The sequence below is a fragment of the Microbacterium sp. LMX7-1.2 genome, from assembly GCF_040675935.1.
Classification (GTDB): domain Bacteria; phylum Actinomycetota; class Actinomycetes; order Actinomycetales; family Microbacteriaceae; genus Microbacterium.
In genome coordinates this window covers 823,812-844,046 of record NZ_JBEGIL010000001.1, presented here as the reverse complement: position 1 = coordinate 844,046, position 20,235 = coordinate 823,812, and the positions used below count along the sequence as shown (strand labels likewise).

Annotated in this window: 16 protein-coding genes and 2 riboswitches; of the genes, 12 read left to right on the top strand and 4 right to left on the bottom strand. The window is 68.5% G+C overall.

Annotated elements, in window-relative coordinates; translation table 11 throughout:
* From nadC to MRBLMX7_RS04215, 4 genes are read right to left on the bottom strand one after another with little or no spacing between them, the layout of a single operon-like run.
* Nucleotides 1-852 carry a carboxylating nicotinate-nucleotide diphosphorylase gene (nadC, locus tag MRBLMX7_RS04230; protein ID WP_363366339.1) on the bottom strand — a complete coding sequence of 284 codons (852 nt, stop codon included), beginning with the start codon at nucleotides 850-852 and terminating at the stop codon, nucleotides 1-3.
* Nucleotides 852-2,345 carry an L-aspartate oxidase gene (nadB, locus tag MRBLMX7_RS04225; protein ID WP_363366338.1) on the bottom strand — a complete coding sequence of 498 codons (1,494 nt, stop codon included), beginning with the start codon at nucleotides 2,343-2,345 and terminating at the stop codon, nucleotides 852-854. The genes nadC and nadB overlap by 1 nt, the downstream gene beginning before the upstream one ends.
* On the bottom strand, nucleotides 2,342-3,679 hold the full coding sequence (gene nadA / locus MRBLMX7_RS04220; protein WP_363366337.1) for a quinolinate synthase NadA: 1,338 nt from the start codon (nucleotides 3,677-3,679) through the stop codon (nucleotides 2,342-2,344). Before nadA ends, nadB begins: the two co-directional genes overlap by 4 nt.
* Entirely contained in the window at nucleotides 3,676-4,392 is a 717-nt protein-coding gene (locus tag MRBLMX7_RS04215; RefSeq protein ID WP_363366336.1) for an NUDIX hydrolase, read from the bottom strand. The genes nadA and MRBLMX7_RS04215 overlap by 4 nt, the downstream gene beginning before the upstream one ends.
* Nucleotides 4,393-4,641: 249 nt before the next feature.
* Between MRBLMX7_RS04215 and MRBLMX7_RS04210 the strand changes: the two genes are divergently transcribed.
* The 12 genes from MRBLMX7_RS04210 to MRBLMX7_RS04155 all read left to right on the top strand — a co-directional run bounded on the left by MRBLMX7_RS04210 (nucleotide 4,642) and on the right by MRBLMX7_RS04155 (nucleotide 20,235).
* Nucleotides 4,642-6,333 (top strand): ABC transporter substrate-binding protein, encoded by a 1,692-nt coding sequence (locus tag MRBLMX7_RS04210; RefSeq protein WP_050721450.1) that lies wholly within the window; start codon nucleotides 4,642-4,644, stop codon nucleotides 6,331-6,333.
* A gap of 42 nt (nucleotides 6,334-6,375) precedes the next feature.
* Nucleotides 6,376-7,371 (top strand): ABC transporter permease, encoded by a 996-nt coding sequence (locus MRBLMX7_RS04205; protein WP_050721449.1) that lies wholly within the window; start codon nucleotides 6,376-6,378, stop codon nucleotides 7,369-7,371.
* Nucleotides 7,364-8,347: an ABC transporter permease gene (locus MRBLMX7_RS04200; protein ID WP_363366335.1), complete on the top strand. Its 984-nt coding sequence runs from the start codon at nucleotides 7,364-7,366 to the stop codon at nucleotides 8,345-8,347. Before MRBLMX7_RS04205 ends, MRBLMX7_RS04200 begins: the two co-directional genes overlap by 8 nt.
* The gene (locus MRBLMX7_RS04195; RefSeq protein WP_363366334.1) at nucleotides 8,344-9,207 is read left to right on the top strand and encodes an ABC transporter ATP-binding protein; all 864 of its coding nucleotides are present in this window, start codon (nucleotides 8,344-8,346) and stop codon (nucleotides 9,205-9,207) included. The genes MRBLMX7_RS04200 and MRBLMX7_RS04195 overlap by 4 nt, the downstream gene beginning before the upstream one ends.
* Entirely contained in the window at nucleotides 9,204-10,040 is an 837-nt protein-coding gene (locus MRBLMX7_RS04190; RefSeq protein ID WP_050721446.1) for an ABC transporter ATP-binding protein, read from the top strand. Before MRBLMX7_RS04195 ends, MRBLMX7_RS04190 begins: the two co-directional genes overlap by 4 nt.
* Nucleotides 10,041-10,120: 80 nt before the next feature.
* Nucleotides 10,121-10,215: riboswitch (glycine riboswitch) on the top strand.
* Between the two features lies 1 nt (nucleotide 10,216).
* A riboswitch (glycine riboswitch) is annotated at nucleotides 10,217-10,303 on the top strand.
* A gap of 54 nt (nucleotides 10,304-10,357) precedes the next feature.
* Nucleotides 10,358-11,464 (top strand): glycine cleavage system aminomethyltransferase GcvT, encoded by a 1,107-nt coding sequence (gcvT, locus tag MRBLMX7_RS04185; protein ID WP_363366333.1) that lies wholly within the window; start codon nucleotides 10,358-10,360, stop codon nucleotides 11,462-11,464.
* Nucleotides 11,461-11,838 carry a glycine cleavage system protein GcvH gene (gcvH, locus tag MRBLMX7_RS04180; RefSeq protein WP_363366332.1) on the top strand — a complete coding sequence of 126 codons (378 nt, stop codon included), beginning with the start codon at nucleotides 11,461-11,463 and terminating at the stop codon, nucleotides 11,836-11,838. Before gcvT ends, gcvH begins: the two co-directional genes overlap by 4 nt.
* A 61-nt stretch (nucleotides 11,839-11,899) precedes the next feature.
* Nucleotides 11,900-14,722, top strand: coding sequence for an aminomethyl-transferring glycine dehydrogenase (gene gcvP / locus MRBLMX7_RS04175; protein ID WP_414685136.1), 2,823 nt, complete (start codon nucleotides 11,900-11,902; stop codon nucleotides 14,720-14,722).
* Between the two features lie 207 nt (nucleotides 14,723-14,929).
* Nucleotides 14,930-16,600, top strand: a complete 1,671-nt coding sequence (locus MRBLMX7_RS04170) for a peptide ABC transporter substrate-binding protein (protein WP_363366330.1) — start codon at nucleotides 14,930-14,932, stop codon at nucleotides 16,598-16,600.
* Nucleotides 16,601-16,701: 101 nt separating this feature from the next.
* A complete protein-coding gene (locus tag MRBLMX7_RS04165) occupies nucleotides 16,702-17,628 on the top strand; it encodes an ABC transporter permease (RefSeq protein WP_363366329.1) in 927 nt (308 codons plus the stop codon).
* Nucleotides 17,621-18,565: an ABC transporter permease gene (locus tag MRBLMX7_RS04160; RefSeq protein WP_050721441.1), complete on the top strand. Its 945-nt coding sequence runs from the start codon at nucleotides 17,621-17,623 to the stop codon at nucleotides 18,563-18,565. The genes MRBLMX7_RS04165 and MRBLMX7_RS04160 overlap by 8 nt, the downstream gene beginning before the upstream one ends.
* Nucleotides 18,562-20,235, top strand: coding sequence for an ABC transporter ATP-binding protein (locus tag MRBLMX7_RS04155; protein WP_363366328.1), 1,674 nt, complete (start codon nucleotides 18,562-18,564; stop codon nucleotides 20,233-20,235). The genes MRBLMX7_RS04160 and MRBLMX7_RS04155 overlap by 4 nt, the downstream gene beginning before the upstream one ends.

Below are 20,235 nucleotides of genomic sequence, written 5' to 3'. Positions count from 1 at the left end.
TCAGTCGATCCGCACGTCCAGGCCCAGGTCCAGCGCTCGTGCCGAGTGCGTGAGGGCGCCGACCGAGATCACGTCGACGCCGGTCGCCGCGATACCCGCCACGGTGTCGAGGTTCACACCGCCCGAGGCCTCGACCTGGGCGCGGTCGCCGATCAGGGCGACTCCCGCGCGCAGGTCGTCGAGGGTGAAGTTATCGAGCAGCACGGTGTGGGCGCCGCCGGCGAGAACGGCCTCGATCTGGTCGATCCGGTCGACTTCGACCACGACGTGCGTGGTGTGCGGCAGCTGCCGGAGGGCCTCGCGCAGCGCGCCGGCGAGATCCTGCCCGGAGCGCTGCAGGACGGCGAGGTGGTTGTCCTTGGCCATCACGGCGTCCGACAGCGAGTGGCGGTGGTTGTGCCCGCCGCCGGAGCGCACCGCATAGCGCTCGAACGCTCGCAGCCCCGGTGTGGTCTTGCGGGTGTCCGCGATGCGCGCCGAGGTGCCTTCGATCGCGCGTACGTACGCCGCGGTCAGCGTCGCGATGCCGCTCATGCGCTGGACGAAGTTCAGGGCGATGCGCTCGGCGGTGAGGATGCTGCGGGCGCTGCCCGACACCGAGGCGAGCACGTCACCCGGCACGAACTCGTCTCCGTCGCCGACGTGCACGTCGACGCTCACCCGAGCATCCGTGAGGGCGAACGCGGCGGTGAAGACCTCACCGCCGCTGAACACGCCCGCCTCCCGGGCGACGAGGTCGGCGGTCGCGGTCGCGTCAGCAGGGAGCAGGGTCGTGCTCGTGAGGTCGCCCCAGGGCGCATCCTCCTCGAGCGCGGCTCCGACGACGCGGGTGATCAGGGCAGGGGTGAGCATCAGACGGTCTCCAGGACGGGGGCGACGAGGTCGCCGGCGGGTTCGCGGTAGTGGGCGCCGACCGGTTCGACGCGGGCGAGGGCGGCCGATGCGGTGGCCTCGGCGACCAGCAGGAGTGCAGCATCCTCGTGCTCGGCCACGGTCCGAGGCGCGGGTGCGGAGGCGATCCAGGCGCGCACCGTCGCGAGAGCGCGGCGCAGGCCCTCGTCGGTGCGGAGCAGGCCGACGTCGTCCCACATCAGCCGCTGCAGAGCAGCACGGTCGACGGGTGCGAGACCGGTGGGGGACACCGCGTTGGAGACGGCGTCGACGGGGAGCGCCGGCACGGGTGTCCACGACTCGTCGAGCGCCGCTGCGGCGCGTGCCGCGAACACGGCCCCTTCCAGGAGCGAGTTCGACGCGAGCCGGTTGGCGCCGTGCACACCGGTGCGCGCGACCTCTCCCACCGCGAACAGACCAGGAAGAGTCGTGCGGCCGTCGAGATCGGTGACCACGCCGCCCATCAGATAGTGCGCGGCGGGCGTCACGGGGATCGGCTCCCGTGCCCAGTCGAGACCGCGTTCGCGCGTCACCCGGTCGATCGTGGGAAAGCGCTTCGCGAGCCGCCCCGCACCGAGGGCCGTGGCATCGAGGCGCACCGGCGCACCCTGCGCGGCCGCGCGACGCGCGATGGCACGGGCGACGACGTCCCGGGGCGCGAGCTCGCCGTCTGGGTGCACATCGAAGACGAAGCGTCGGCCGCCGTCGTCGACGAGGGTGGCGCCCTCGCCGCGCACGGCCTCGGAGATCAGGAACGGGGCGCCCCCCACGAGCACGGTCGGGTGGAACTGCACGAACTCGAGGTCGGCCACCGCGGCCCCCGCGCGCAGGGCAGCAGCGATGCCGTCTCCGGTCGCGCCCGTGGGGTTTGTGGTGTGCGCGTAGAGCTGCCCTGCTCCACCCGTCGCCAGGATCACGCTCGTGGCGTCGAGGTCGGAAACCGCCCCATCGGTGAGCAGACGGATGCCGCGCACCCGTCCGTCGCGCACCAGGAGGTCGAGCAGCAGTGCATGCTCCCGCACCTCGATCGAGGTCGAGCGGACAGCGTCGATCAGGGCGCGGGAGATCGCGGCCCCGGTCGCGTCGCCCCCGGCGTGCACGATCCGCGCGTGGCGGTGAGCGGCCTCACGCCCGAGCAGGAGGCGGCCGTCGGGGGAGCGGTCGAACGCCACCCCTCGTGCGATCAGTTCGGCGATCCGCGCCCCGGCATCCTGGACCAGCGCCGCCACCGCACGCGGGTCGGACAGCGCCGCCCCCGCGTCGAGGGTGTCGGCCGCGTGCAGGTCCGCGGAGTCGTCGGGCCCGTAGACCCCGGCGACGCCGCCCTGGGCGAGCGGGGTGCACCCGTCGCCCAGTCGTCCCTTCGTGACGAGCACGACGCTGTGGCCGCTTTCGTGCGCGTGCAGCGCGGCGGTGAGACCGGCGATGCCGGACCCGACCACGACGACGGTCATCGCGCGCTCGCCGCCACTCGCGGCTTCGCCGCCAGCATCCGCTCGAGAGCGACGCGCGCAGGGGCGGCCACGTCGTCGGACACGGAGATGCGGTTCGGGGTGCGACCGGCGACGAGCTCCTCCAGCACCCACGCGAGGTAGCCGGGGTGAATGCGGTACATGGTCGAGCACGGGCACACGACCGGGTCGAGGCAGAAGATCTCGTGCTGCGGGAACTGCGCGGCGAGGCGGCGCACGAGGTTGATCTCGGTGCCGACCGCGAAGGTGGTGGGCTCCTCGGCGGCGGCGATCGCCCGGCGGATGTAGTCGGTGGAGCCGGCCTCGTCCGCGGCATCCACGACCTCCATCGGGCACTCGGGGTGCACGATCACGCGCACACCGGGGTGCTCGGCGCGAGCCTGGTCGATCTGCGCGACCGTGAACCGGCGGTGCACCGAGCAGAAGCCGTGCCAGAGGATCACCCGGGAGTCCTCGAGGGCCTCTGCGGTCGAGCCGCCGAGGGCGCGACGAGGGTTCCACATCGGCATCTGATCGAGCGGCACGCCCATGGCCTTGGCCGTGTTGCGGCCGAGGTGCTGGTCGGGGAAGAAGAGCACCCGGCGTCCGCGTTCGAACGCCCACTCGAGCACGGTCTCCGCGTTCGAGGAGGTGCACACGATGCCGCCGTGACGGCCGACGAAGCCCTTGATCGCCGCGGAGGAGTTCATGTAGGTCACGGGGATCACGGGCACGCGGCCGTCCGCGTCCTGTGCGTCGAGATCGCCGAGCACCTCGGCGAGCTGCTCCCAGCAGTCCTCCACCTGATCGATGTCCGCCATGTCCGCCATGGAGCAGCCCGCGGCGAGATTGGGCAGGATCACCGCCTGGTCGGGGCCCGACAGCAGATCCGCCGTCTCCGCCATGAAGTGCACGCCGCAGAAGACGATCGCCTCGGCGTCGGTGCGCCCCTTCGCGGCGGTGGCGAGCTGGAACGAGTCGCCCACATAGTCGGCGTGGCGTACGACCTCCTCGCGCTGGTAGAAGTGGCCGAGCACCACCACGCGATCGCCGAGGGTCGCCTTGGCGGCCCGGATGCGCTCGTCGAGCTCGTCCTCGCCCGCCTCGCGGTACTCGCGGGGAAGCTCGCCCTGGCGCGGCGCCCCGGTCGGGATCACGTCGCCCATGGAGGAGCCGGGGCCGTAGCCCGGTCGGGTGTCGAAGTCCCAGGGTCCGACCGCGAGGTCGGTCGCACAGGTCTCGTCGGTCGACGCGCCCGCGACGATCGCTTGGATCGCGTGGTCGACCGACGCGTCGAGCGGCGGGACGGGCGGGGTGGGGACGAAGGTGATGCTCATCGGATGCTCGTTTCCTCGGGGCCGAGCGGGCCGTGGTCGGCCAGCTCCACATCGGTGTCGTATCGGTACAGTCGGGCGGGCCGATGGCTTCCGGTGCGGAAGCGGTCGGTGGGGAGGAGGGTGCCGGTCGCTTCGACCTGGCGCCGGAAGTTCGCGGGGTCGAGCGAGCGCCCGAGGATCGTCTGATAGGCCTCGCGCAGCTCCGCCAGCGTGAACTCGGCGGGCAGGAAGCCGTGGGCGACCCGGCTGTAGCCGACCTTGTTCCGCAGGCGCCACAGCGCGTAGTCGACGATCTTGTCGTGGTCGAAGGCGAGCACGGGGAGCTCGGTCAGGTCGAACCAGCTCACGTTCTCGGGCGCGAGGCCGGATGCGCGGTGTGCGGCGCTCTGCGCATCCACGTCGTCCTGCCGCAGCAGTGCCCAGTACACGATCGAGACCACTCGGGTGGGGGAGCGGTCGACGGCCCCGAAGGCGTAGAGCTGCTCGAGGTAGCTCGGCGTGAGCCCCGTGGTCTCGGCGAGCGTGCGCGCCGCGGCATCCACGGGCGACTCCGCGGTCGTGAGCCATCCTCCGGGCAGCGCCCATTGTCCCTCGAAGGGCTCGCGGGTGCGGCGCACGAGGGGAAGCGCCAGTACGGGGTCTCCACTGTCGGATCGGCGCAGCGTGAGGATGACCGTGGATACGGCCACATCGATCTCGCGACTTTGAGTCATGATCACCTTAACCTCCGAATTCGATCTTAGTGTCATCAAGACCCTTAGTGCCACTGTGTGACGCCCGGGCGGCGTCGAGTCCGAAACGTTATCTGGGACGGGGCGGAACCCTTGTTCACCGGAATCGGGTTTGTTAGGTTACTGTCCTAACAAACCCCTACCGGGGGCTTGCCCGAGACCCCCGCCCGGGGATCCGTCTCCTTCCCGGAGAATCCCTCCTGCAGTGCAGCACCGAGAGGAATTGACAGAATGATCCGTAACGGAAAGCGCAAGATCGCGCTCACCGCTGTGGCGGGGGCCTCCGTCCTCGCCCTGGGCCTCACGGCCTGTGGCGCCGGCGGCAGCGAGGGAGGCGGAGCCGACGGCGACCGCGCTCTCCGCGTCTGGGCCGGAAGCCAGACCCCCATCACCGCGAACTACAACCCGTTCGCGCCGACCGTCCTGCATGGCGCGCTGGGTCCGATCTACGAGCCGCTGTTCTTCTTCAACAAGACCGCGGACTCCGAGCCCGAGGGCCTGATCGGCGACTCCTACGAGTACAACGAGGACGGCACGGTGATCACGGTCACCATCAAGCCCGACCTCAAGTGGAGCGACGGCGAGCCGCTGACCGCCGCCGACGTCGCCTTCTCGTTCAACTACGAGGCCAACAACCCCGAGGGCAACGGCCTGGTGTCCGCCGAGGCGACCGACGACACGACCGTCGTCCTCACCTACTCCTCGGCCCAGTACACGACGGAGTTCCAGCGCCTCGGGTCGACGTACATCCTCCCCGAGCACATCTGGGCGGACGTCGACGACTACGCGAACTTCGCCAACGAGGACCCGGTGGGATCCGGCGCCTACGTGGTCGACAAGACCACGAGCGAGTCGTACACCCTCGTCGCGAACGAGAACTTCCGCGACGCCGACGAGCTCGGCGTCAAGAAGGTCCAGTACATCGCCGTCGACAACAACCAGACCGCTCAGGACCTGCTCGCCGCCGGCAAGCTCGACTGGACGGGCATGTTCATCCCGAACCCGGACGACGTCACAGCGAACGGCGCGATCTCCTGGATCAACACCCCGCAGGACCCGACGGTGCTCTACACCTGCTCGAACGCCGAGCTCGGCTGCGCAGGTCCGCAGACCGACGTCGCCGTGCGTCAGGCTCTCAACGCCGCGATCGACCGCGGCACGATCAAGGACAAGGCGTTCGTCGGTCTCACCGGCGACATCTCGCCTACGTACGCACTGCTCCCGCGCGACGAGAAGTGGGTCGCCGACCCCGCCAATGAGGTCAGCCCCCAGGAGGCGAACGCCGACGAGGCCGGCTCCATCCTCGAGGCCGCCGGCTACACCAAGGGCTCGGACGGCATCTACGAGAAGGGCGGCCAGAAGGTCGAGATGACGCTCACCTCGGTCGACGGCTGGACGGACTACAACGACGCCGCCAAGCTGATCGCCGAGCAGGCCGAGGCCGCGGGAATCAAGATCAACGCCTCCACCGTGCAGTGGCAGGAGTTCTCCGACTCGCGCCAGAGCGGTGACTTCCAGCTCATCGTCGGCGGAATGATCGGCACCTCGGTCGCCGACCCGTTCCAGATCTACCGCGACTGGTTCGGCGGCACGGCCGTCGGCTCGACCGGCCCGGTCGGCGAAGAGGTCCCCACCGGCCGCTGGAACTTCAGCCGGTACAACAACCCGGTCGTCGACACTGCGGTGCAGTCGGCGATCAGCACGAACGACGAAGCGACCAAGAAGGAGCTGTACGGCACGATCCAGACCGAGATCGTCCGTGACCTGCCCTACATCCCGCTCGTGATCAATGCGACGCAGACCTTCTACAACACGAAGGACTACACCGGCTGGCCGACCGAGGACGACCTGTACGCGTTCCCGCCGTCCTGGGGCGCGATCGCGGCAGGCTACGTCCTGACGCACCTCCAGCCCGCCAAGTAATCGCACCATCACCGGGGAAGCAGGAAGTCGAAGAAGACCGTCATGAAGTTCTATGCACGAAGGATAGGGTTCTACGCGTTCACGCTGTGGGCCGCTATCTCGATCAACTTCCTGCTTCCCCGCATGATGCCGGGCAATCCCGCCGACATCATGATCGCCAAGATGCAGCGCGCGGGCGGCGAGGTCTCCGAGACCACGATCCGCAACATCAAGCTGCTGCTCGGCGGGGACGACTCCTCCCTCTGGGAGCAGTACCTCTCTTACTGGGGGCGGATGTTCCAGGGCGATCTGGGCGTCTCCGTCACCAAGTTCCCGACTCCGGTGACCGAGCTGATCGGCCAGGCACTGCCCTGGACGCTCATCCTCGTCGGCACCGCGACCGTCATCTCGTTCATCCTCGGCGTCGTGCTCGGAGCCTGGGCCGGATGGAAGCGCGGCACCTGGGTCGACCACATCATCCCGGCGACCACCGTGCTGCAGTCCATCCCGTACTTCTGGATGGCGCTCATCCTCGTCGCGGTCTTCGCGGTCGGACTCGGGTGGTTCCCGATCTTCGGCGGCTACGACGTCTTCGACTTCCCGGACGGCCCCGAGCCGACGTGGGCGTTCTTCTCGAACGCCGTGTCGCACGCGATCCTGCCGGCCTTCACGATCGTGATCAGCTCGGTCGGCGGATGGCTGTTCGGCATGCGCAACATGATGGTGCAGACCATGTCCGAGGACTACGTGCTCACCGCCGAGGCCAAGGGCCTGCGCCCGCGTCGCATCATGACGACCTACGCGGCCCGGAACGCGGCGATCCCGTCGATCGCCGGCTTCTCCATCACGCTCGGCTTCGTGGTCGCCGGCTCCATCGTCATGGAGCAGGTCTTCACCTACCCGGGCATCGGCAAGCTCATGTTCCAGGCGGTGACGAACAACGACTACGCGCTCATGCAGGGTCTCTTCCTCGTCATCACCATCACGGTGCTCGCCGCCAACTTCTTCATGGACCTGATCTACGGATTCATCGACCCGAGGGCGCGCCAGAATGTCTGACACCAAGCTCACCCCGATGCAGATCGTCAAAGAGCAGCCGACCGATGAGCCGGCCACGACTGTCGCGATCGCGACGCGGAAGCCGAAGAAGGGCCGCGGGCTGCTGCCCAGCCGCTCGCCGAAGTTCATCGTCGGCGTGATCCTCGTGCTGTCCATCGTGCTGTTCGCGATCATCGCGCCGATGTTCACGCAGAACCCGCGGAGCACCGACAACGCAGCCCTGCAGCCGCCCTCCGCGGAGCACTGGCTCGGCACGACCAAGCTCGGCAACGACATGCTCGCGCAGCTCGCGATCGGCGCCCAGGGGTCGCTGCTCGTCGGTCTCGTCGCCGGCGGCATCGCGATCGTGCTGTCGCTCGTGTTCGGCGTGCTCGCCGGATACCTGGGCGGATGGCGCGAGGACGCGCTCGCGCTGCTCACCAACGTCATGATCGTGATCCCCGGCCTCCCTCTGGTGATGGTGATCGCCTCGTTCGTGCCTCAGCGCAGCTGGCAGCTCGTGGCGTTCGTCCTCGGCATCACGTCCTGGGCCGGAGCCGCGTACGTCCTCCGGCTGCAGACCAGGTCGCTGCGCACCCGCGACTACGTCTACGCATCCAAAGTCGCGGGGGAGAGGTCGTTCCGCGTCATCCTCGTCGAGATCATGCCGAACCTCCTGCCGCTGCTGACCGCGCAGTTCCTGTTCGCGATCATCTTCGCGATCCTGGGCGAGGCCGGTCTGTCGTACCTCGGTCTCGGACCTAACTCGTCGATCACTTGGGGCAGCATCCTCAACGATGCGCAGTCCGGACAGGCCCTCGGACGTGGCGCGTGGTGGTGGTTCGTGCCGCCAGGGGTCATGATCGCCGTGCTCGGCGCCGGCCTCGCCCTCATCAACTTCGCGATCGACGAGGTCATCAACCCGAAGCTCCGCAACGCACCGGATGCCGCGCGCCGTGTGCGCAAGGCCGCCAAGACGAAGGGGGTCGCCGCGTGAGCGCTCCGGAGGCCGTGCTGACGGCTCGCAATGTGTCCATCGAGTACCAGGTCGACCCGCCGGTCAAGGCGGTGCGCAACGTGTCGCTGACCCTGAACCGCGGAGAGATCCTCGGGCTCGCGGGGGAGTCGGGCTGCGGCAAGACGACGCTCGCGTACGGCATGAACCGGCTGCTCAAGGCGCCGGCGCTGATGACCGACGGCGAGATCGTGTTCCATGACCGCAGCGGCACCGACATCGACGTGGTCGCGCTCGACGGCGACGGGCTCCGCGCGTTCCGCTGGGACAAGATCTCGATGGTGTTCCAGGGGGCGATGAACTCCCTCAACCCGGTGATCGACGTCAAGGCGCAGATCTTCGACATCTTCGACACGCACCGTCCTGGGATGTCGAAGAAGGACAAGCAGGCGCGGGCCGAGGAGCTGCTCACCCTCGTGGGAGTCGACCCCTCCCGTCTCACGAGCTTCCCGCACGAGTTGTCGGGCGGCATGCGCCAGCGCATGATGATCGCGATGGCCCTCGCGCTGGACCCGCAGGTCATGGTCATGGACGAGCCCACGACCGCGCTCGACGTGGTCGTGCAGCGCGGCATCATCCGCGAGATCATGCGCCTGCGCGAGCGTCTCGGGTTCGCGGTCATCTTCATCACGCACGACCTGCCGATGCTCATCGAGATCAGCGATCGGATCGCCGTCATGCTGCAGGGCGAGATCGTGGAGCAGGGGACGGCCGAGGAGATCTACCGCACCCCTCAGCACGAGTACACCAAGCGGCTGCTGTCGAGCTTCCCGAGTCTCACGGGCGAGCGCGGCGACTTCGTCCGTACGGGCAGCCGTGCGAGCCAGGAGGAGATCCGATGAGCGTCACCACCCTCGAGGCGAGGAACCTCGTCAAGGACTTCCACCTTCGGTCGGGGTTCAAGACCTCGATCCTGCACGCCGTGAAGGACGTCTCGTTCACGATCGAGGCGGGCAAGACCGTCGCTCTCGTGGGCGAGTCCGGGTCGGGCAAGTCGACGATCGCGCGGATGCTGATGAAGCTGGAGACCCCCACCAGCGGGCAGATCCTGCTCGACGGGCAGGAGAGCGGCATGAGCGGCCGCGCCGTGGAGGCGTACCGCTCGCAGGTGCAGATGGTGTTCCAGGACCCGTTCGCCTCGCTGAACCCCTTCCACACGATCTTCCACCACCTCGAGCGCCCGATCCGCCTGCACCACCCGAAGCTGTCGACCGCGCAGGTGCGCGAGCGTGCGCTGGAGCTGCTCGAGCGCGTGCGTCTGACGCCCGCCGAGAGCTTCGCCGAGCGTCGCCCGCACGAGCTCTCGGGAGGTCAGCGCCAGCGCGTCGCGATCGCCCGCGCCCTGGCGCCCGGCGCGCGGTTCATCGTGGCGGACGAGCCCGTGTCCATGCTCGACGTGTCGATCCGCCTCGGGGTGCTGAACCTGCTGGCCGATCTGCAGCGCGAGGACGACCTCGGTGTGCTGTACATCACGCACGACCTCGCGACCGCCCGGCACTTCTCCGACGAGATCATGGTGCTCTACAAGGGCGACGTGGTCGAGCGCGGGCCGGCCGACGACGTGATCCTGAATCCGCAGCACGAGTACACGAGGACCCTTCTCGGGGCGGCGCCGGAACCGGAGAATCTGGGTCGTCTGCGCGACGAGGTGCGGGCGGAGCTCGCCGGTCTCTGAACGGCAGGGACGGGCCCCGCACTGCCGCTACACAGTCCCGCACTCCCGCTACACTGGGACCACAATCGAACATCGGCCGAATGGACCACGCGGGAGAGCCCCGGCGAACGCAGCCGGGCACCGAAGGAGCAAGCCTCCCCGCCAATCTCTCAGGTACGCGTACCGCGCGGTTCCGGCCACTCTGAAAAGCGAGACGCAAGTCTCCGCCGACGGTGAAAGCCCCTCTCGGGGGGCGAAGCTCTCAGGCCCATGACAGAGGGGGAGTTCCGAGGAACGGCGCTGGCGCCGTTCCGCCCGCCCACGCCCGGGAGAACTCCATGTCCGACCCCCGCTACACGCCGCTTCGAGACCGTCACGAGGCGCTCGGAGCCTCGTTCACCGATTTTGGCGGCTGGCAGATGCCGGTCCGCTACACGTCCGACCTCGCCGAACACCACGCGGTGCGCCAGGCCGCGGGCATCTTCGACATCTCGCACATGGCCGAGTTCACGGTGCGCGGAGTGGATGCGGGCGCTTACCTGGACTACGCCCTGGCGGGACGACTCTCCGCCCTCGCCGTCGGCAAGGCCAAGTACTCGCTGCTGCTGGCGGAGTCGGGTGGCATCGTCGACGACGTCATCGTGTATCGCCTGCAGGACGACGACTACCTGGTCATCTCCAACGCGGGCAACCGGGATGCCGTGCGCGAGGCGCTGTCCGCCCGCGTCGACGGCTTCGACGTGGCGGTCGACGACGTCTCCGACGACTACGCGCTCATCGCGGTGCAGGGCCCGAACTCCGAGCGCATCGTCGCCGCGACCCCCGGGATCGACGAGGTCAGCATCCCGTGGTCGGAGCAGAAGTACTACGCCTGGGCCTCCGCGCGCTTCGCCGACGCCCCGCTGCTCCTGGCCCGCACCGGCTACACGGGCGAGGACGGCTTCGAGCTCCTCGTGCCGACGGAGCACGCCGCGGATCTGTGGGATGCCGTGCTCGCCGCCGGGAAGGACCACGGTCTGGTGCCCGCGGGCCTCGCCGCCCGCGACACGCTGCGCCTCGAGGCGGGGATGCCGCTGTACGGCCACGAGCTCACCCTCGACACCGCGCCCGCGCAGGCCGGTCTCGGCCGCGTCGTCGTCACGGCGAAGGAGCGCTTCGTCGGCAAGGACGCCGTCGAACCGGCATCCGACGCTCGCGTCCTCGTGGGACTCGCCGCCGAGGGCAAGCGCGCCGGACGCGCGGGCTACGCGGTCGTCGCCGAGGACGACACGGTGCTCGGCGAGATCACGAGCGGCGCGTTGAGCCCGACTCTCGGCCACCCGATCGCGATGGCCTACGTGACTCCTTCTTCCGCTGAGGAGGGAACCGCAGTATTCCTTGACGTGCGGGGGACGAAGATCCCCGCGACCGTGACCGCTCTGCCTTTCTACCGGAGGACGAAATGACCGATCTGACCACCCTCAAGTACAGCGAAGAGCACGAGTGGGTCGCCCTCGACGGCTCCGTGGCCACCGTCGGGATCACCGACTTCGCCGCTGACGCGCTCGGCGACATCGTGTTCGTCGAGCTCCCCGCGGTCGGCGCCGCGTTCGCCCGCGGCGACGTGTTCGGCGAGGCGGAGTCGACCAAGTCGGTCTCCGAGCTCTACGCGCCGGTGACCGGCACGGTCACGGAGATCAACCAGGCCGTCGTCGACGACCCCGCCCTGCTGAACTCCTCGCCGTTCGAGGACGCCTGGCTCATCAAGGTCGAGGTCGCCACCGACGCGCTCGACGGATTGCGCGACCGCGACGCGTACGTCGCGCACACGGAGGGCTGATCGACCAGTGGTCTCTTTCGCCGATCGTCACATCGGAACCACCGACGCCGCCCAGAGGCAGATGCTCGACGCGCTCGGGCTGGGCGGCGACGCCGCGGACGCCAGTCCGGTCGACGCGCTCATGCGCGAGGCCGTGCCCTCCGCGATCTACACGCCCGCGCGCACCGAGAGCGTCATCCCGGCAGCGGCGAGCGAGACCGAGGCTCTCGCGCACCTGCGAGCGCTCGCAGCGCGCAACACGGTGAACCGGCCGATGATCGGCCTCGGGTACTACGGCACGATCACGCCGAGCGTGATCCAGCGCAACGTGCTCGAGAACCCGTCCTGGTACACCGCGTACACGCCGTACCAGCCGGAGATCTCCCAGGGCCGCCTGGAGGCTCTCATCAACTTCCAGACGATGGTGTCGGAGCTCACCGGGCTCTCGACCGCCAACGCCTCGATGCTCGACGAGTCCACCGCGGTCGTCGAGGGGATGCTGCTCGCGCGACGCGCCTCGAAGTCGGGCTCGAACGTGTTCGCTGTCGATGCGGATGCGTTCCCGCAGACCCGGGCGCTGCTCGCCGCGCGCGCCGAGGCCGTCGGCATCGACCTCGTGACTGTCGACCTCGCGGGCGGGGAGCAGCTGCCCTCCGAACTGTTCGGCGTCTTCGTGCAGTACCCCGGTGCCTCCGGACGCGTGTGGGACCCGAGCGCCGTGATCGACGCCGTGCATCTCGCCGGCGGGCTCGCGGTGGTCGCCGCCGACCTCCTCGCGCTCACGCTCATCTCCTCGCCCGGCAGCCTCGGCGCGGACGTGGCGGTCGGCACGACGCAGCGGTTCGGCGTGCCCATGGGCTTCGGCGGGCCGCACGCGGGCTACATGGCGGTGCGCGCGGGTCTCGAGCGCCAGCTGCCCGGTCGGCTGGTCGGAGTCTCGGTCGACGCGGACGGGCGCCCTGCCTACCGTCTGTCGCTGCAGACGCGCGAGCAGCACATCCGCCGGGAGAAGGCCACCTCGAACATCTGCACCGCCCAGGTGCTCCTCGCCGTGATGGCCGCGATGTACGCGGTCTACCACGGCCCCGACGGGCTGACGGCGATCGCGACCGAGGTCGCGGCGAAGGCCGGTCTGTTGCGTCGCTGGCTCGTCGACGCCGGTGCGGACGTCGTGCACGAGTCGTTCTTCGACACCGTGCAGGTGCGGGTTCCGGGGGCTGCCGCGCAGCGCACGGCCGCCGCGCACGAGCGCGGCATCCTGGTGCATGCGGCGGATGCCGACACTGTGGGAATCTCGGTCGACGAGACGACCGCGATCGGCGACCTCCACGAGATCGTCCGTGTCTTCGGCGGTCCCGACCAGCGGGCGTTCGCCGTCACGGGCGGGAGCACCGCGCTGCCCGACGACCTGATCCGCCAGGACGAGTACCTCACGCACCCCGTCTTCCACGCGCACCGCAGCGAGACCGCCATGATGCGCTATCTCAAGAGCCTCGCCGACCGCGACTACGCGCTCGACCGCGGCATGATCCCGCTGGGCTCGTGCACCATGAAGCTCAACGCGGCCACCGAGATGGCGGCCATCACGTGGCCAGAGTTCGCCGGCATCCACCCCTTCGCCCCGGCCTCCGACGTCGAGGGCTACCTCGAGCTGATCGATCAGCTCGAGGCGTGGCTCGCCGAGGTCACGGGCTACGACGCGGTGTCGCTGCAGCCGAACGCGGGCTCGCAGGGCGAGCTCGCGGGTCTGCTGGCGATCCGCGGCTACCACCTCGCGAACGGCGACGACCAGCGCACCGTGTGCCTGATCCCGTCATCCGCGCACGGCACGAACGCAGCCTCGGCCGTGCTCGCCGGCATGAAGGTCGTCGTGGTCGCGTGCGACGAGCTCGGCAACGTCGATCTCGCCGATCTGCGCGCCAAGATCGAGCTGCACGCGGACGCGCTCTCGGCGCTCATGATCACGTACCCGTCGACGCACGGCGTGTACGAGCAGGACGTGGTCGAGATCACCACGGCCGTGCACGAGGCCGGCGGCCAGGTCTACGTCGACGGAGCCAACCTCAACGCGCTGCTCGGCTACGCGCGCTTCGGCGACCTGGGCGGCGACGTCTCGCACCTGAACCTGCACAAGACGTTCGCGATCCCGCACGGCGGCGGTGGACCTGGGGTCGGCCCGGTCGCGGCGAAGGCGCACCTCGCGCCGTTCCTGCCCTCGCATCCGCTCGCTCAGCGCGCCGAGCACGCCGGAGGCTTCGTGTTCGACGGAGGTCCGATCTCCGCTGCGCCCTACGGCTCCGCCGGCATCCTGCCGATCTCCTGGGCGTACGTGCGCATGATGGGCGCCGACGGCCTGCGTCGCGCGACGGCTGCGGCCGTGCTCTCGGCGAACTACATCGCCGCGCGCCTCGGAGAGCACTTCCCGGTGCTGTACACGGGCGAGAACGGCCGGGTGGCGCACGAGTGCATCCTCGACCTCCGTCCCCTCAAGGAGGCCACGGGCATCACGGTCGACGACGTCGCGAAGCGCCTGATCGACTACGGGTTCCACGCTCCGACCATGTCGTTCCCGGTCGCGGGCACGCTCATGGTCGAGCCCACCGAGTCCGAGGACCTCGGCGAGATCGAGCGTTTCATCGAGGCCATGATCATGATCAAGGCCGAGGCGGACGCGGTCGCCGCCGGACGCTGGCCCGCTGCGGACAACCCGCTCGTGCACGCCCCGCACACCGCGGTGTCGCTCATCGCGGGGGAGTGGACCCATCCGTACACGCGCGAGGAGGCCGCGTACCCGGTGCACGCGCTCGTCGCCGGCAAGTACTGGCCGCCGGTGCGCCGCATCGACCAGGCCTACGGCGACCGCAACCTCGTGTGCGCCTGCCCGCCGGTGGAGGCCTTCGCCTGATCCGCGAGCAAAAACACTCGAGACGCCGTGCTCCCATCCGGGGCACGGCGTCCCGTGTTTCAGCGATATTACGGTTGATCACCACTCAGTAACGGTTCATTAGCCGAGTGCGCCCCGTGCCGAACGCCGGGTTACGCTCAATCCATCCCTACGTGTTCGACGATGAGCGCGCAGTCTGATGAATACCCGTCCACAGGAGGACACAAAGTGAAGCGCAACAAGATCGCCCTTTCGGGCACCGCGCTGTTCGCGATCGGCGCCTTGGCGCTCGCGGGCTGCGCGAGCGGCGGCAACGACGACGGCGGCAACGCCGGCGGCGACGTCAACGCGGATGCCATCATCACCACGAACGGCTCCGAGCCCGAGAACCCGCTCATCCCCACCAACACCAACGAGGTGGGTGGCGGAAAGATCCTCGACGAGATCTTCGCCGGTCTCATCTACTACGACGCCGACGGCAAGCCGGTCAACGACGTGGCCGAGGAGATCACCACCGAGGACCCGCAGAACATCACGGTCAAGCTCAAGGAAGGCGTGAAGTTCACCAACGGTGAAGAGGTCACCGCCGACAACTTCATCAAGGCGTGGAACTACGGAGCTCAGGCGGAGAACGCCCAGCTCTCCGGGTACTTCTTCGAGGACATCGAGGGCTTCGTCAACGACGCAGGTGACCCCAACAACCCCGACGACGACGTGTTCGGCGCCCAGGGCGACATGTCCGGTCTGAAGCAGGTCGACGACTACACGTTCACGATCGCGCTGAACAAGCCGGCGTCCGACTTCGCACTGCGTCTCGGCTACTCGGCGTTCTACCCGCTGCCCGACGTGGCCTTCGAGGACATGGACGCCTTCGGCCAGAACCCGATCGGCAACGGCCCGTACATGATCGACGGCGAGGACGCGTGGCAGCACGACGTCCAGATCGACCTCGTCCGCAACGACGACTACGCCGGTGGCCGCAAGGCAGCCAACGGCGGTCTGACCATCAAGTTCTACGCCACGCAGGAGGCCGCCTACGCCGACCTGCAGAGTGGGGACGTCGATGTGATCGACGCGATCCCGACGGGCTCCCTCCCGGTCTTCCAGGACGAGCTCGGCGACCGCGCCGTGAACCAGCCGTCCGCGGTGTTCCAGTCCTTCACGATCGGACAGTTCCTCCCGCACTTCAGCGGCGAAGAGGGCCAGCTGCGCCGCCAGGCGCTGTCGATGGCGATCAACCGCGAGGAGATCACCGAGACGATCTTCTCGGGCACCCGCACCCCGGCATCCGACTTCACCTCCCCGGTGATCGACGGCTGGTCGGACTCGGTCCCCGGCAACGAGGTCCTCGAGTACAACCCCGACGAGGCGAAGAAGCTGTGGGCCGAGGCCGACGCCATCTCCCCGTGGGAGGGCGAGTTCAAGATCGCGTACAACTCCGACGGCGGACACGACGCCTGGGTCGACGCGGTGAGCAACAGCATCAAGAACACGCTGGGCATCGAGGCTTCGGGCGACCCGTACCCGACCTTCCAGGATCTTCGCAAGAAGATCAACGACCGCACCATCACCACGGCGGCGCGTTCGGGCTGGCAGGCCGACTACCCGGGTCTGTACAACTTCCTCGGACCGCTCTACGCGACCGGTGCAGGCTCGAACGACGGTGACTACTCGAACCCCGAGTTCGACGACCTCATCAAGGCCGGCATCTCCAACCCCGACCCCGACGCGCAGCTCGAGGACTTCACCAAGGCGCAGGAGGTCCTGTTCAAGGATCTCCCCGCGATCCCGCTGTGGTACTCCAACGTGACCGGCGGCTTCAGCGAGGGCGTCGACAACGTCACGTTCGGCTGGAACTCGGTCCCGCTGTACTACGCGATCACGAAGGCCGGCGAGTAAAGTCTGACGGCACTTCACCTGTGAGGCGGTGACGATTCTTCGTCACCGCCTCACAGGCTTGTGTTCGCCTCGCTTTCTTCGCCCCTCAGAAGGGACAGCGGATGCTCGGTTACATCCTGAGACGTCTTCTGCAGGTGATCCCGGTCTTCTTCGGGGCCACCCTGCTCATCTACTTCCTGGTGTTCGCCATGCCCGGCGACCCGATCCTCGCCCTGTTCGGCGATAAGACGCCGAGCCCGGCGGTCGTCACGCAGCTGCGCGAGCAGTATCACCTGAACGAGCCGTTCATCGTGCAGTACGGCTACTACATCGCTGGCGTGTTCCAGGGAGACCTCGGCATGACCTACTCCGGTCGACCCGTCTCCGCCGTGCTCGCGGCGACTCTGCCGGTCACGGGTCGCCTCGCCATCATGGCGATCGCCATCGAGTTCACGCTGGCGATCATCATCGGCACGATCTCCGCGCTGCGCAAGGGCAAGATCTTCGACAACGTCTCGCTTGTCGTGGCCCTTGTCGCGATTGCGATCCCGATCTTCGTGATCTCGTTCCTCGCCCAGTACTTCCTGGCCATCCAATGGGGGTGGTTCAAACCGACGGTCGGCGCCGACAACGGCTGGGGTGGGCTCTGGCTCCCGGCGATCGTGCTCGGCTTCAGCCTCTACGCAGTGAGCATGCGCCTGATGCGCAGCTCGGTCATCGACACGCTCAACCAGGACTGGGTGCGCACCGCGTACAGCAAGGGCCTCTCGCGCTCGCGAGTGCTCCCGGTTCACGTGTTGCGCAACTCCCTCATCCCGGTCATCACCAACTCCGCCACGAACTTCGGCGTGCTGCTGGTGGGCGCGACCGTCACCGAGGGCATCTTCAACGTGCCCGGTGTCGGAAACACGCTCTTCCAGGCGATCCAGCGCGGCGAAGGACCGACCGTCGTCTCGTTCGTGACGGTGTTCGTCATCCTGTACGTGCTGGTGAACCTATTCATCGACCTGCTTTACGGTCTGCTCGACCCGAGGATTCGCTATGCCTGATCCCACCTCTCAGAATCACTACGTGGCCGCCGTCGAGACGGAGTCGATCGCGGTCGACGCCGTCCGGATCTCGGACAAGCCCAGCAACCTCTGGCGCGATGCCTGGCACGACCTGCGTCGCCGTCCGCTGTTCTGGTTCTCGGTCGTGCTGGCGCTGTTCTTCCTTGTGATGGCGTTGTGGCCGACGCTGTTCACAGCCACGCCGCCGAACGACGACTGCCAGCTCTCGAACAGCAACGGCGGACCGGCCGACGGGCATCCCCTCGGCTTCACCTTCCAGGGGTGCGACATCTACGCCCGCATCGTCTGGGGATCGCAGACGTCCCTGGCGGTCGGTCTGATCGCCACAGTGATCTCGTCGATCCTGGGACTGATCATGGGCGCTCTCGCGGGCTTCTACGGCGGGTGGCTCGACTCGATCCTGTCGCGCATCGGAGACATCTTCTTCGCGATCCCGTACATCCTCGCGGCCGTGGTCGTGATGACGGTGTTCCGTGATTCGCGCTCGGTGTGGACACTCGCGTTCGCGATCGGCGGCTTCGCGTGGGCCTCTACGGCTCGCGTCGTGCGAGCGGAGGTGCTCCGAGTGCGCCAGGCCGATTTCGTCATGGCCTCACAGGCTCTCGGGCAGTCGAAGTTCAAGATCCTCCTGAACCACGTCATCCCCAACGCGATCGCGCCTCTGCTCGTGGTGTCGACCCTCGGCCTCGCGGCCGCGATCGTCGCCGAAGCGACTCTGTCGTTCCTCGGGGTCGGTCTCGGCAGCGGCGTGATGTCGTGGGGACTCGACATCGGCAAGGCCCAGGCCTCGTTGCGCGTCGCGCCGATGGCCCTCATCTATCCGTCGATCGCGCTCACCCTCGCGGTGCTCGCGTTCGTCACTCTGGGCGAGCTCATCCGAGACGCCCTCGACCCGAAGGCGAGGGCACGCCGATGAGCGAGCGAGCAGTCGACCAGATCCCTCTGCTCAGCATCCGCGACCTGAAGGTCGCCTTCCGCACGCAGGAGGGATTGCGCGAGGTTCTCCATGGCGTGAGCTTCGACATCCTCCCCGGTGAGACGGTCGCGATCGTCGGCGAGTCGGGCTCCGGAAAGTCGACGACCGCCACGGCGATCGTCAACCTGCTGCCCGGGACCGGTCAGGTGACCGGCGGATCGATCACGCTCGAGGGGCGGGAGCTGACGAAGCTCGGCCGTCGGGACATCGAGGCGGTCCGCGGCCGGGACATCGGCTTCGTGCCGCAGGACCCCATGTCGAACCTCAACCCCGTGTGGAGCATCGGCTTCCAGGTCAAGGAGGCGATCCGTGCGAACGGCATCGCTCAGGGACGCCAGGCCGTCAAGGCCAGGGCGGTCGAGGTCCTGCAGCAGGCCGGGCTCGCCGACGCCGAGCGTCGACTGCACCAGTTCCCGCATCAGTTCTCGGGCGGCATGCGCCAGCGCGCGCTGATCGGGATCGGGCTCGCTGCGGACCCCAAGCTCCTGATCGCCGACGAGCCGACCTCGGCCCTCGACGTGACGGTGCAGCGGGTCATCCTCGATCACATGGCGTCGCTCACGCGCGACAAGGGCACCTCGGTGCTCCTGATCACGCACGACCTCGGCCTCGCGGCCGAGCGCGCGGACAAGATCATCGTCATGAACGGCGGCAACATCGTCGAGGCGGGGCCCAGCCGCGAGATCCTCGAAAACCCGCAGCATCCGTACACCAAGCGGCTCGTCGCCGCAGCACCCAGCGTGGCGTCGCAGCGGATCCAGGCCGTCGTGGAGGATCGCGGGATCGAGACGCTCGAGGACCTCGCCGACATCCCGCCGACGGTGCGGGTCGCGGGGCTCACGAAGGACTACAAGATCCGTCAGGGCGGATTCCGCAGCGAGGACTTCCGCGCGGTGGACGACGTCTCCTTCGAGATCCCCAAGGGCAAGACGCTCGCCCTCGTCGGCGAGTCCGGCTCGGGCAAGTCGACCGTCGCGAAGATGGTGCTCAAGCTCGAGGACCCGACGGCCGGCACGATCGAGATCGACGGCCAGGATGTGTCGAACCTCTCGAATGCTCAGGCATTCGGTCTGCGTCGCCGCATGCAGCCGGTGTTCCAGGACCCGTACGGCTCGCTCGACCCGCTGCGCAACATCGGCAACACGATCGCCGAGCCTCTGCAGATCCACGGCGTGGGTGACCGCACGTCCCGTCGGGAGCGGGTCGAAGAGCTGCTCGATCAGGTGGCTCTGCCGCGCACGCTCGCGACGAGGTATGCGAACGAGCTGTCCGGTGGTCAGCGTCAGCGCGTCGCGATCGCGCGCGCCCTGGCGCTCAAGCCCGACATCATCGTGCTCGACGAGGCGGTCTCCGCTCTCGACGTGCTCGTGCAGGACCAGGTGCTGCAGCTGCTCGCGGAACTGCAGTCGGAGCTGGGACTCACGTACCTGTTCATCACGCACGACCTCGCAGTCGTTCGCGTGTCGAGCGACCTCGTCTGCGTGATGGAGAAGGGCAGGATCGTCGAGCAGGGCACCGTCGACGAGATCTTCGCCAACCCGCAGCAGGAGTACACCGAGCGCCTCCTGCAGGCGATTCCCGGCGCGTCGATCACCCTGGGCGGTCACTGA

Excerpts from the sequence above, each read along its gene's own strand:
- nadC (WP_363366339.1), bottom strand. The coding sequence starts at position 852 with ATGCTCACCCCTGCCCTGATCACCCGCGTCGTCGGAGCCGCGCTCGAG.
- nadB (WP_363366338.1), bottom strand. The coding sequence starts at position 2,345 with ATGACCGTCGTCGTGGTCGGGTCCGGCATCGCCGGTCTCACCGCCGCG.
- nadA (WP_363366337.1), bottom strand. The coding sequence starts at position 3,679 with ATGAGCATCACCTTCGTCCCCACCCCGCCCGTCCCGCCGCTCGACGCG.
- MRBLMX7_RS04215 (WP_363366336.1), bottom strand. The coding sequence starts at position 4,392 with ATGACTCAAAGTCGCGAGATCGATGTGGCCGTATCCACGGTCATCCTC.
- MRBLMX7_RS04210 (WP_050721450.1), top strand. The coding sequence starts at position 4,642 with ATGATCCGTAACGGAAAGCGCAAGATCGCGCTCACCGCTGTGGCGGGG.
- MRBLMX7_RS04205 (WP_050721449.1), top strand. The coding sequence starts at position 6,376 with ATGAAGTTCTATGCACGAAGGATAGGGTTCTACGCGTTCACGCTGTGG.
- MRBLMX7_RS04200 (WP_363366335.1), top strand. The coding sequence starts at position 7,364 with ATGTCTGACACCAAGCTCACCCCGATGCAGATCGTCAAAGAGCAGCCG.
- MRBLMX7_RS04190 (WP_050721446.1), top strand. The coding sequence starts at position 9,204 with ATGAGCGTCACCACCCTCGAGGCGAGGAACCTCGTCAAGGACTTCCAC.
- gcvT (WP_363366333.1), top strand. The coding sequence starts at position 10,358 with ATGTCCGACCCCCGCTACACGCCGCTTCGAGACCGTCACGAGGCGCTC.
- gcvH (WP_363366332.1), top strand. The coding sequence starts at position 11,461 with ATGACCGATCTGACCACCCTCAAGTACAGCGAAGAGCACGAGTGGGTC.
- gcvP (WP_414685136.1), top strand. The coding sequence starts at position 11,900 with ATGCTCGACGCGCTCGGGCTGGGCGGCGACGCCGCGGACGCCAGTCCG.
- MRBLMX7_RS04165 (WP_363366329.1), top strand. The coding sequence starts at position 16,702 with ATGCTCGGTTACATCCTGAGACGTCTTCTGCAGGTGATCCCGGTCTTC.
- MRBLMX7_RS04160 (WP_050721441.1), top strand. The coding sequence starts at position 17,621 with ATGCCTGATCCCACCTCTCAGAATCACTACGTGGCCGCCGTCGAGACG.
- MRBLMX7_RS04155 (WP_363366328.1), top strand. The coding sequence starts at position 18,562 with ATGAGCGAGCGAGCAGTCGACCAGATCCCTCTGCTCAGCATCCGCGAC.